This window comes from Gammaproteobacteria bacterium (assembly GCA_037388465.1).
Taxonomy (GTDB): Bacteria; Pseudomonadota; Gammaproteobacteria; order SpSt-1174; family SpSt-1174; genus JARRKE01.
Genome location: JARRKE010000069.1, coordinates 1 through 12,018 on the forward strand (window position 1 = coordinate 1; position 12,018 = coordinate 12,018).

The window sequence follows — 12,018 nt, forward strand, 5'->3', positions numbered from 1 at the left end:
CCTGCGGTTCGCTCAGAGAATGGCGGCAATCAAGGCCGCGGCCGAACGCTCCACCGCCTTTTCCACCACCATGCCGAGCACCGCCTTGCCGGCCACACCGCCGATACGCGTCACGGTCGTCGCCGCGCCCTTCTTGCCGGCGCGCTCGGCGATACGCGCCTCCGCGATAACGAGACCGTTCGTCCGTAGTACTTCCAGGATGGCGTCGCGATCCGTCAGCTCGCGGTCGTAAGCAATGACCAGACTGCCGGTCACGGTGCTCGCCTGCACGTCTTCCACGCCGGGACGCGCCTGCAGCCGTTCACAGGTCTGACGGGCAAGTTCGGGATTGCGTTTGAGGACCGGGGTGCGTACCCGGAGGCGTCCGGGAACGTGGTGTACATAATGCGTCATACCCGCCAATCTCCTGCAGGGGGTTGACGGATAGTAAACGATTTAGCGTGACAATTTCATGTCGAAGCGCGGCCCATCTAGCGCAGCACCAGGGCCACCGTCACGAAATAGGTCAGCAGGCTGAGCAGGTCCTGAAGAATGGTCGCCACCGGACCGCTGCCGAACGCCGGGTCCTTGCCCAGCCAGGCGAGCAGCCAGGGCAGCAAAAGCCCGATCGAGCTGGCACTCACCCCGGCGACGACGACCGCCGACGACACCGCGAAAGCGAGCCGGCTGTCGTTGAACACGAAGGCAACCGCCGGAAAGATCACCAGCCCGAGCAAAACTCCGATCACCAGCCCCGTGCCCAGTTCGCCCACCAGCAACCGCCACAGCGGCGCATGTCTGAACGTCAGGCCGCGCACGGCCACCGCTTCGGTCTGGGTACCGATCGCGTCGGCCAGATAAACCACGGCGGGGATGAAAAACGCCACGGTCACACGCTCCCGCAGGGTTTCCTCGAATCCGGCCATCAGCCAGGTCGCCAGCATGCTTCCCACCAGGCCGATGAGCAGCCACGGCAGGCGGTGCAACACCCGATGATGGATGGCGCCCTCGATGGCCTCCCGGGCCTGCTCGCCCGACTTGAGAATACCCACCAACCGGTTCATGTCCTCGAAGTGCTCGCGGCGCAGGATCTGCAACAAGGCATGATGCGCCACCACGCCGATAAAGCGCTGTTGCTCATCCAGCACGGGCACGGCCGTCATTTCGTTGGCCAAAGCCAGACTGGCCACGGCCTCCTGGTCCGCCTCCGGTGCGACATGCGGCACATCGCGGTCCATTAATCCATCCAGTGACTGTTCCGCCGGCGCGACCAGCAAGCGCCGGATCGGCACCCTTCCTTGCAGGTGTCCCTGTGCGTCCAGGACGTAGACGGACTCGACCGTTTCGAAGGAGGTCTTGCGCAGCTGTGCCAGGATATCCGCCGCGGTGTCGCCCGGCGCCGCGGTGGGAACGCCGATGATCACGTGACGCGAAGCGGTATCGTCAGCACCAGAAGCGTCGGTCGTGATGTCCAGCATGGGGGAATAAATTTACTGCGGGGGATTTTTTTCCGAATCCAGCAGCAGACTGACCGCATACCAGAGCAGGCTGACCGCCGGCGCCATGATGCGGCCGTTCCACAACTGAACCGCGGCCATGCTTACGAGAAGCAGGAAAACCACCGAACGGAAATCGAGTTCGCCCAGCGAAGCCCCCTGCAGCTTGGTATCGAAGTCCTGCAACTGATGCGAGGCCCGCAGCGTCACCGGCAATCCCTTTTCGCCCTCCAGATCGATGGAGAACAAACCGTTTTGCTCGGCAAAGTGCCCGATGTCATCGGCCGTCACTTCGGCGTCGTGCTGCAGCATGATGCTGCCGGTCAACGGATTGGCTTCCAGAACATGCAGCCCGGGCAAGGTCTTCAACTGCTCGACGGCAGCGGTAAAGTACGCATGGTCTCCCTTGCGGCTCGCGAGGCGGAACCGCGTGCGCCCCTGGACGGCATGGACAACGACGGCGGAGGACACCATGAGGGAAACGCCTGATTATTTCGCGGGCGGTTCAGGCTGGGATTCGGCGGCGGGGGTCTCCTCGCTCTCGCCGGCGGTGTCCGTTGCGCCCTGAGCGGCGGCGGCAGTAGCCGCGCCCGAGGCAGCTGCCATCTTGGCCGCATGTTCCTCTTCCAGCTCCGCCTTCGCTTCCGCCGCCAGGTCCTCCATAACCTCGCCGAATTCGGCGGCGGCTTCGCGGCCCTTTTCATAGACGATGATGCCGCTCTTGATGGTCGCCCGCGCCAGCGGTCTGCCGAAGCGCGCCACCAGAGGCAGCACCACCGGCACCAACAGCGCTGCGCCGATACCGAGAGCCATGCCTTTTGCGGCCGAGCCTTTCACCATGTCGTCAACCAATGCCATTTTCGTCTCCTGCGGTCTTTCAGCTTACGTCGTCGCCCCTCGCGGAACCGCTGCTGATCAACCGCATCGTTTTGAGGTTACCAGCCACTATGGCTACAGATATGTGACATATATATTACATAGCCATAAAAGATTTCTTGTCCGGCCTCGTCGCCTGTTCCACAAACCAAAGCCGGATACTCTTCGGTTTATATAGTGCGATTCCGCGCGGCACGCCATGACTCACATCAACAACCCTCCCGGCCTCCGCCAAGGCGGACGCAAACGGCCGGTGCCCGGTCAGCCGAACGCCTTGGCAAGCAGCTTGTCCACCTGCTCCTGATCCACTTCAGGGAAAAGATCGCGCAGCGCCGATACGAGCTCATCGCGGGCCTGGGTGGTAAGAATTTGTTCAGGATCGAACTCCAGCAGCAGGCTTCCCGTCAGCGGCTTGGCCTCCACGTGCAGCATGCCGTGAACGACACCCAGGCGTTCCTCGAACTGCTTCGAAACGGCCGGCGCCGACTTGAGCTTGTCGACACGCAGGCGTAATCGCCCCTGCATGTAGTGGCTTACGGAAATACCGGGGATGGGGGTCGGAAACACGTTTTGCTGGCCGGTTGAGGTTTGAGCGGGAATGCCTGGCGGGGACTCAGCCTGTCGTCATGACCACACTATATATATCACGCGTTCGGTTTTTTTGACACGGCCGAACATCCCGCTCGCCGCCCGCGGCCGGTCACAACTTCTTCACCTGCCGATGGTTCACTGGAAGCAGCCTCAATCCGGTTCATGGGCCATGAGCGACCGGCGGTTACGAGCCAGCGCCACACGCCGTTCGCACGGGCCTGAACTAGACTTGTATGTAGTCATTGCAACAATTGCATGGGACAACCTGAAGGGGGGACACACCATGACCGAGCAACATACCTTTGATCAGTCGACGTACGACATCGTCAAGAACTACCTGAAGGCGGCCATGGAGCATGTCATTGCAAGCGGCCGCAGCGTGCGGGAATTCACCGAGTTCGCGCTGGAAAAATTCGGCGACGGCGTTCTTCCCTATCTCCAGAAATTCATGGAGGAAGTCCAGGAGGGACGCATCAAGATCGAGGGGCTGACCAAGTCGGCCCTGGCCACGCTCAGCGGCCAGCACGTGTCGTCGCAGCAGCGCGAAGCCATGATCCGCGATGCCGCCTATTTCCGCGCCCAGCAACGCGGGTTCACCGGCGGCTCGGCGGATGAGGATTGGCAGGAGGCCACACGCCAGGTCGACGCCCAGATCGCCGCGGAGGGGGGACTCATCGGCAAAGGCAAACAGCTGCTGACCTCGATCACCGACGTGGTGGAAAAGGAAATCGACGACATCAGGGACGTGGTCACGAACTGGTTTGAATCACGCCACGAAGGCGAACAGACGCCCTCGGCCGAGGCGCCTGAAGCGCAAGAAAAGGAGAAGGAAAAAACCGACTGACCGATCCACCAGACAGGACGCGCGGCATGGAAGCCGCGCCTCCAGCTACAAAATAAAGCATGTCAAATCAGCCAGATAAAACACCCTCCAGCTGACTGCAGGACAGAGTCACCAACGTCCAAATTGACCCATATCCACTCCGACCGTATGGAACTTGAAAGTCCCCATTTTCAGTCCCATGCTTAATGTAGACACGGTGGATTTGCTGAAACCGCCTCTGCCAGGGGGCGGAAAAATCAACGCTGCCGCGTCGAACGGTCCACCGCTCCGCAAACCGGAGACGGTCGGCCAAGGGGGTTGATCCACATCAATTGGCAAGTGGTTCAGGGGAACAACACCACCCGATGCCATCGAGCCAGGCAGTCATAGGAGTAAGTAGTTATGGCGCGCAAAAAATCCGAATCCCAAGTCGAAGGTGCAACCGAGCAAACTGCAGCCGTAGAGGCTGAGCAGGTACCGGAGACCATCAGCCAGGCCGTCAGCGAAGGCGCAACGGCCGCCAAGCAATCGGCGGCTGTCATCCTGCCCGCGTTTGGCAAATTCCTTGGCAAGACGGTGTACGGCGGTTGCTATTACGCAGCATACGGCGTGACCTTTGCGGCCCTGACGGCCGCCAAAATCATCCCGATGGATAATGCCGTGACACACGGTATCCACGACGGGGCCGCCGCGGCCGCGACCGACCTCCACAAGTCCGAGGTCCACGCGGAAGAAGCTGCACAACCCGAAGAAGGGGCCGTTCCGGCCTGATCGGAAGCCGGCCCTGCACGCGGCACCCATTGAGGGTGGGTGCCGCCGTTATCCTTTTTGTTGCCTGAACGCCGTCCCGCCGGGATGGCCACAACGCCACCCTTCCCCACTGCCTTCAGCCAGCCAGCGGTATATCGTTCGGGAACAGCACGAACCGCAATAACAGATAACCGCAGTACAACAGGATCAGGGCCACCGCCTCGGCCTTGTTCAGGTCTTCGTGACGCCTGAGAAAGACGTACAGCAGTCCGGCGACCAAGATCATCGCCGGCGCGTCGTAATACGCCACCACCCGGGGCACCATATAACTTGAGATCAATCCCCCCAGGCCGATCCCGACCAGGGGGTTGGTCACCGCGCTGCCGATCAGAATGCCGGCGGCGATTTCCTTCTGCCCTCTGACGATCGAGATCAGTGACGTCGTCAGCTCCGGCAGCGTCGATGCCACGCCGAGGCAGATCACCCCAAAGAACGAGGCGCTTACCGGTAGCTGGGAGACCAGGCGGGTGGCTGCGGCGACCACCTGGTCGGCCACAACGGAAAGCACGGCAAAACAGCCCATGATCAACAGAATCGAGATGACGGTCTTGCGCCGTCCGCCGTTGCCTACCAGGCCGATCTGCTGAACGAGGTGGTTGCGTTTGGCCAGGTACAGCAGGTACACGCCGTAAGCGACCAGCATCACCAGGCCTTCGAGGCGCGTCACCGTGCCGCCCAGACTGAAGATCCACAGCAGGGCCGTGGCGCCTAGCACCGCCCCCACCTGCTCCGCCAGTTCGTGCCGCCGGACGGTAATCACGCCCACCAGTCCGACGATGGGCAGGGCAAAACTCAGCTGGAATACGACCGACCCGATGTTGGTCCCGATAACCAACCCGGAAACCGTCGCGGCATTCTCGGGCCGGGCAAGGATATCGATACTGCCGACCACGTTGGTCATGATTTCGGGAATGCTGGTCCCGACCGAGAGCACGGTCAGTCCGATAAAGGCGCCCGACAACTTGAATCGCTGCGCCAATCCCATCGCGTTGCGGATGATGATGTCGCCCAACACCAGGATCACGACGACGCCGACGGCAATCACCATAAATTCGCCCAGCACGCCACTCACCCCGGACAATACCCCTGCCTTGATAATTCACTGTATGCCCCCGCCGCTTCGCCTGTAATTGCGAAATATCAACGGGAGCACCGCATCGGATCGCGATCGGGGCAGGCATCTGCCGTCACCGGACAGCCCGGTGCGCCCCATCCACGACCCTTTCGGGTTAACAGCCTGACATGCGGGTATTTCTTCCGTATTGCACCGCGGCCTTGAGCCACGGAAAATGTCCCTATGCAGGACGAATCGACCGAAGTCAGCAAGGCGCCCGTGCCCCGGCACCTGTCCAAAGAGGAATGGGAGGAACTGCGCTGGGCCTACGCCCGCCTGGAGCACCCCTCCTTCGCCGCCCGGCTTTCCAACATACTGGGCACGCCCATCGAACAGGGGCTGATGCTGCTACCCAAGTCCTGGTACGGCCGCATCCACGGTGCGGTCGAGTTCAGCATCTGCCGGGCGCTGGACGTGGCGCTGGCGTCCATGGAGCACATCCGTCCCAAGCCGGCGCATAACCCGTTGCATCGTCTAAGCGTCATGGCCACCGGCGCGGCGGGCGGGTTGTTCGGGCCGCTGTCCCTGATCGCGGAGCTGCCCGTCACCACGACCATCATGCTGCGCTCCATTGCGGATATCGCGCACAGCGAGGGCGAAGACCTGAGCACGCTGGACGCGCGCACCGCCTGCATGCAGGTGTTCGCGCTCGGCGGCCGCTCAGGCGACGACAAGGCGGCGGAAACCGGCTACTACGGCCTGCGCATCAGCCTCAGCCTGCACTTTTCCAGCGCGCCCCTGCATTTCATCGACAACAAGATCCTGAACATCCCCGGCGGCATCGAACTCGCGCGCGCCATCACGGCACGCTTCGGCGTCGCCGTCTCCGATCAGTTCGCCGCGAAAATGATCCCCATTGCAGGGGCCGTCAGCGGCGCGCTGGTCAACCTGATCTTCATGCAGCATTTCCAGGAAATCGCGCGCGGGCACTTCATCGTCCGGCGGCTGGAACGCCAGTACGGCTCGGAACCCATCCGCAAGGCCTACGCGAAAATCGTCAAGGAAGAGACCAAGGCGACCAAGGTCTACAGCCCGGTGGAAGGCTGGTAGGCATCCCCGGTGGGCTCGGCCGGGGCCGGCATTTTCATTGCCCGGCCATCATTCCCCCGGCGGATTCATCTGCCGGTACAGCCGCCACACCATCCACCCCAACAACAGCGCACCCAACACCAGCACCGCCAACAGCACCCAGCGTCGCCAGGGTAACGGCGGCGCCGGCGGCGTCAGACGCGCCACGCCGCCCAGAGCATGGGGCTCACCCACCGTGGCCGACTTCACCATGGTGCGCTCATGGCGCGCATTTAACGTCCGCAACAACGCGTCCACGGGCTGCTGGGGCGGGCCGATCAGCGCGCTGCCATACGCAATGGTATAAGGCGGATCGCCCTGGGCTACAAAGGTCAGGGTGCGCGGCACCCAGCCCAATTCCAGCGTCGGCGCGGCCCCGCGCAAGTCGGCCTCTCCGGATGCCACGTCCAGCCGCCAGTAGCGGTCGCCGCTCGCCGATACGGCGACCGGTTCGCTGGTCAGCGTCGTACCATCGGCCGTCAGCTTGTAAAACAGTCCGCGATAGCGCAGCCGCCACGGCGCAGAGACTGACGGCCGGGAGCTGAGCGCGCCGACCACGGTGACGTTCCCGCCCGAAAACTTCACCCCTACCCGGTCGGCAGGCCAGTAGCCGCCGGTGTCGAACCGATAGGCGGGCGGCGTAGTATCCAGAGCGGTGCCCCCCACCTGCAGCCAATGGCGCTGCGGCGGCCGGGCGCCTGCCGGAAACCGCGCCACCACCCGGGTCAGACGCACGCCGTCCAGTTCCCTGGGCCAGCTCAGGCGCAGGTAGCGGGCCTGCCGCAGCGGCAACTGGATCTCGCGGTGGATCAAGGTATGCCCACCGGAATGCAGGTCGGCCAGCGTCTGGTTGGCCGCGAGCATATGCCAGTGGGTAAGATCGTCGCTGGCCTGCACGTTCACCGGCTCCACGAAGCCCGCCTTCGCGCCAAGTTCCCAGTGCAGCTCAAGCCGGTTGGGCGCATGTTGCAAGGCGCTGGCGTCCAGCAGGTAGGCTGCCACGCGCGTCTTCTGACCGGGCCGAATGGCTTCACTGATGGCCTTGACCACGTGCCCCTGATCGTCGGTAACGATGTGTAGCTCCCGCCCCGCCGTCTCGCTGTCCGCCGGTGCGCGCAGCGCAAACACAGGGAGATCGACCGGCGGCGGCACCACCGCCGGCGCCGTCTGCGGCCCACCCAGGGTGTAGGGTACGCTGCGGCCCGCGGCATCGAATACACGCAAGTCGCCCAGGTCCGGGCGCACCACCCGCAGATAGACGTCCTCGGGCAACGTCACCCGCCATAAAGGCGCCTTGCCCTCGGTATGCACGGTCAGGCCAAAGGCGAAATCGTCCGGATGCAGGGTGGCCCCTGCGGCTGTCGTCACCCACACAGCCAACACCAATGCCACAGCCATGGATTTCATGGTTGCTCCTCCTCTTGTCCCTGCTTTGGCGGCAACGGCGACAGGTAGCCGATAAGCAGGATCAACAATCCAGCCACCACGAAGGACACGATGCGCGCCACCGTGCCCACGCCGGCCAGATCCACCAAGAACAGCTTGGCCACCACCAACCCCAGCAGCGTCGCGCCGACGAACCAGGGCTGCCGCCGCTGGCTGCGACTGGCGACCACCATTATCGCCAGCGCGACGATAGTCCAGACAATGGACACTGCCGTCTGGTAGCGGGCCGTATGCCACATGGCATGGAAATAAAACGGCACATCGCCGATGAAGTGCATAGCGCGGGCAATGGCACCGTTGAGTGCGGCGAAGGCCGCGGCACCGAAAGCGTACCAGGCCGGCGTGCGCAGCTGGCCGGGCGGTGTGCGCCACAGCCACCCGAAGCCGGCCACCAGCACAAACGCCTGGGTCAGCTCCAGGGGATTGAGCAGCGGCAGAAACGGCAACGGCCTCGGATCGCCGGCCCGGACACTGGCATCGAACACCCACACGAGCATAGCCGTCGTCACGAGCCCCAACCCCAGGCCCAGGTAATAGTCCCGGAAGCGGCGCACCGGCCATGCCAAACGTTCTCCCCACACCGGCAGCAGCATCACCGTCAGCGCCGGCAGCAGGCCCCAGACCGCATAGCTCCAGGTGCCGTCTTCGGGCAGCGCCCAGTCCACCGCCCACGCCCCTTCCCAGACAATCAGGAACAGGGCCAACCATAACGTCCCCAGATGCATGGAGCGCTGCAGGGACCTATTCCAGTATTTCTCGAATCGCCACATCGAGCGATAGTCCACCGCAAACGCCGCGGCCCAGGCCGGCAGCCACCAGCGCGCCAACGGTTGGGCGCCGGGGTCGTTTCCATAAGCGTAAACGGCAAACAGGATCATGGCGGGCAGCAACGCCGGCAACGGCACGTGCAGGTCATCCCAGTCCAGCCGACGGGCGACCCAGCCCATGACACCGCAGCTCAGGGCGATAAACAGAAGGCTCACGCTGGCCTTGTCATAGACCGGCACATGCTCAAAGACCTCGTGAATGCCGGCGGCGAACCACCACAGCAGCCCCCAGCCAAGCACTACGGAGGGTGCCAACCTTTCATAGGTCTGCAACCGGTCGCGGTGCCGGTAAAGCAGGTAGCCCGACAGCAAACCCGCCAGGCTCACCAGCAGGGCGCTCAGGTAAAAGCTGTTGAACACCGGCGTGGCGCCAACCGGCTCGGCCATGTCAGCCAGGAAGGCGACACCCGCGCCCAGCTGTACCAGCACACCGAAGGCACGCGCCAGCCTGCGCTGCTGCCGCACGCCGATCCACACCAGCGCCGCGCCCTCCAGCGCCCAGGCGGCACCGGTCCAACGCCCGTCCACGGCCATCGGAATGGCGAGCGTGCCGAACGCCACCGCGAGGGCCAGAAACGCCTCGACCAACATGCGCAGGGATGCCTGGTTCCTGCGCCACACCAACATCGCGGCGAAGGCGTAAAACAGGCCCACGGCCAGGGCGCTGATGGCGGTGCCGTACTCGAACTCGTGCACCAGCGCGACCTGCAGGCCGAACGCCACCAAAGGTACGCCGAACACCAGCGTGCCATCCACGTAGCCCTTCAATTGTGGCGGATGGCGATGAGCGAACAACACCGGCACCAGCACGTAAAAAACGAAGAAAAGGATCAGGAACGGCTCGGTGGTGGCGAAATGCTCGGGCCGGTAGGCACGGTAACCCCACATGGCGCCGATGACGAACGTGAATATGAAACCCAGCAGATTCAGTTCGCGCCAGGCCTTGAACCAGGCAATGCCCAGAATGCCGGCGTCCAACACCGCATAATAGGTAAACAAGTGCACGTGGCTGCCGCCGCTCGAAATCAGCACCGGCGCCAGAAAGCCGCCCACGGCCGCCAACACGGCCAGGCTGCGGGCGTCCTCGAGCACCGCCAACGCGCTGGTCAGGGCCACCAGCACCACCATGAGTACCAACGCCGCCGCGCCGGGCAGCATGTGATAAAGATGGAAAGCGGCGAATACCGTGAGGTACATGATGCCGGTACCGCCGCCCTGCAACACCAGCGCATAGTTGTAGCGCCGCGTGCGCAGCCGCCAGCCAAGCAGCACCAGCATCAGACCGCCCAGGGCCGCGCCGGCGAGCCGCAATTCGATCGGAAACATGCCGCGCTCGGCGGCGTACTTGAGCAGAAAAGCAACGCCGAAAAACAGCACCACCACGCCCACGCGAGCCACGGTGTTACCACCCAGCAGCCACTGGACTACGCGGTCGTAAATCCTGGAGACGGCCTGCACAGCCGGCGTGGCTTCGGCATGGGCCTCCGGTGCCTGCTCGGGCTCGACGGGTTGCGGTTTCGGCGCAGGCGCCGGCTGCGCTATCTCTCGCGGTTCTTCTTCCGGTGTTCTTGCCGGCTTTTCCGGTTTTTGTACTTGTGTCTGTGCAGGTGTGGACGTGGCAGTCGTCCGCGGGGATGGAGAGACAGGGCGCGCAGCCGCGACCGCCGGGCGGACGGCTGGAGCCAGCTCGGCCTCCAGCGCGCGCACTTGATCCTGCAGCTTTTGGATCTTGAGGAACAGCCCCCAGAGCAGAAACGGCAGGGCCAACAGAAACAGGGTGTAAATCGCTCCAATAAACAGCAATACGTCCACGGCGTCCCTCCACGGCGCGCATGCGGCACCGCAAGCGCAAGCGATCATCACGGCTGCAAAACCGCAGCCCCCCTCACCTAAGAACTAGCAGGAAATGGAGAAACAGAGCCAGCCCGAGCTGGCCCGATTTGTTTGGGCGTGAGCGCGTATCACGGCACCCATCCTTTTGAGGTTTGCCTCCATTCAGGCAACCAGTTGCTGCAGATTACGACGTACTGCAGTTTCGACCGTTTGTGCAACGCGACCAGAGCCCATCAACACCTCGTTGACCGACACAGAGACAGGAATCATGGGCGTCCTTGTTCTCACGACGAGCAGCAACAGGAAAAAACCTAGCCAAAGCCGAGGGGCAGGTCAAGAATCGTGTTCGTATTCACCGGCTTGTTGCGCCTGTCCATGTCCGCTCATGCATACGATTTTACTAAGAGGCCGCCGCCAGTCAGCGCAGCGCGATGGCCAGGGCAATGGGCATCGCCACCAGGCTACCGAGATTGGCCAGCATGACGATGGAGGCGACCTTCTCCGGCTCCTGCCTGTACTGCTCGGCGACGATGTAGTTCAGCACCGCCGGCGGCAGCGCGCCGAAGATGATCAGCAGGCTTTGCTGCAGCGGAGGCAGATGCAGCCACAGCGAGATCAGCCAGACCATTGTCAGCCCGGTCAGCGGGCACAGCACCGCACCCCACAACCCCAGATGCCAGTCCTTGAAGGACACCTGGGTGAGTCGCACCCCCAGCGAGAACAGCAGCAGCGGAATGGCGATATCGCCCAGCATCTTGATGGTCGTCTCCAGCGGAGACGGCAAGGTCAGCCCGCTGACGCTAACGGCCAGCCCCAGCAGAGTCGCCACGATCACCGGGATACGTAGCATGCGGCTCAGCCGCATGCGATGGTCGAGCATGTAGGCCCCCAGGGAAAAGTGCAGCCCCATCTCCACGATGAACAGGATGATGGCGGCCGGCAGCGCTTTCTCCCCGAAGGCCAGCACCGCCAGCGGCAGACCCATGTTGCCCGAGTTGTTGAACATCATGGGCGGCACGAAGGTACGGAAATCCACCTTCAGCAAGCGCGCGACCGGCCACGCCAGCAGGCCGGAACCCAGAATCACCAGGGCACCGGCCAGGGCCAACCCTTTGTAAGCCTCCAGATCGAAGGACTTGCTCGCAAGCGCCCCGA

At 63.4% G+C, this 12,018-nt stretch carries 12 protein-coding genes; 3 read left to right on the forward strand and 9 right to left on the reverse strand.

Translation table 11 applies throughout. The features are described from left to right. Positions 1-12: 12 nt before the first annotated feature. The 5 genes from P8Y64_11515 to P8Y64_11535 all read right to left on the reverse strand — a co-directional run bounded on the left by P8Y64_11515 (position 13) and on the right by P8Y64_11535 (position 2,918). A complete protein-coding gene (locus P8Y64_11515) occupies positions 13-393 on the reverse strand; it encodes a hypothetical protein (protein MEJ2061092.1) in 381 nt (126 codons plus the stop codon). A 77-nt stretch (positions 394-470) separates the two neighbouring features. Beyond that, on the reverse strand, positions 471-1,457 hold the full coding sequence (locus tag P8Y64_11520; GenBank protein MEJ2061093.1) for a magnesium transporter: 987 nt from the start codon (positions 1,455-1,457) through the stop codon (positions 471-473). Between the two features lie 12 nt (positions 1,458-1,469). Beyond that, on the reverse strand, positions 1,470-1,949 hold the full coding sequence (locus P8Y64_11525) for a hypothetical protein (GenBank protein ID MEJ2061094.1): 480 nt from the start codon (positions 1,947-1,949) through the stop codon (positions 1,470-1,472). Positions 1,950-1,964: 15 nt separating this feature from the next. Further along, complete coding sequence (locus P8Y64_11530) at positions 1,965-2,333, reverse strand: DUF5132 domain-containing protein (GenBank protein MEJ2061095.1); 369 nt, start codon at positions 2,331-2,333, stop codon at positions 1,965-1,967. Positions 2,334-2,612: 279 nt separating this feature from the next. Further along, complete coding sequence (locus P8Y64_11535) at positions 2,613-2,918, reverse strand: hypothetical protein (protein MEJ2061096.1); 306 nt, start codon at positions 2,916-2,918, stop codon at positions 2,613-2,615. 307 nt (positions 2,919-3,225) lie between these two features. Between P8Y64_11535 and P8Y64_11540 the strand changes: the two genes are divergently transcribed. Together P8Y64_11540 and P8Y64_11545 are read left to right on the forward strand one after the other, a co-directional pair. Next, positions 3,226-3,786, forward strand: coding sequence for a DUF2934 domain-containing protein (locus P8Y64_11540; protein ID MEJ2061097.1), 561 nt, complete (start codon positions 3,226-3,228; stop codon positions 3,784-3,786). A gap of 381 nt (positions 3,787-4,167) precedes the next feature. Continuing rightward, positions 4,168-4,536: a hypothetical protein gene (locus P8Y64_11545; GenBank protein ID MEJ2061098.1), complete on the forward strand. Its 369-nt coding sequence runs from the start codon at positions 4,168-4,170 to the stop codon at positions 4,534-4,536. Positions 4,537-4,651: 115 nt separating this feature from the next. Here the strand turns inward: P8Y64_11545 and P8Y64_11550 are convergent, their stop codons facing one another. After that, complete coding sequence (locus tag P8Y64_11550) at positions 4,652-5,638, reverse strand: hypothetical protein (GenBank protein MEJ2061099.1); 987 nt, start codon at positions 5,636-5,638, stop codon at positions 4,652-4,654. A gap of 234 nt (positions 5,639-5,872) precedes the next feature. Here P8Y64_11550 and P8Y64_11555 point away from each other — a divergent pair, with 234 nt between their 5' ends. Next, positions 5,873-6,739: an EcsC family protein gene (locus P8Y64_11555; GenBank protein MEJ2061100.1), complete on the forward strand. Its 867-nt coding sequence runs from the start codon at positions 5,873-5,875 to the stop codon at positions 6,737-6,739. Positions 6,740-6,787: 48 nt separating this feature from the next. Here the strand turns inward: P8Y64_11555 and P8Y64_11560 are convergent, their stop codons facing one another. The 3 genes from P8Y64_11560 to P8Y64_11570 all read right to left on the reverse strand — a co-directional run. Next, complete coding sequence (locus P8Y64_11560; protein MEJ2061101.1) at positions 6,788-8,164, reverse strand: DUF3999 domain-containing protein; 1,377 nt, start codon at positions 8,162-8,164, stop codon at positions 6,788-6,790. Further along, a complete protein-coding gene (locus P8Y64_11565; GenBank protein MEJ2061102.1) occupies positions 8,161-10,842 on the reverse strand; it encodes a DUF2339 domain-containing protein in 2,682 nt (893 codons plus the stop codon). Before P8Y64_11565 ends, P8Y64_11560 begins: the two co-directional genes overlap by 4 nt. Positions 10,843-11,281: 439 nt before the next feature. Continuing rightward, a partial coding sequence (locus tag P8Y64_11570) for an AEC family transporter (protein MEJ2061103.1) occupies positions 11,282-12,018 on the reverse strand: 737 nt, incomplete at its 5' end.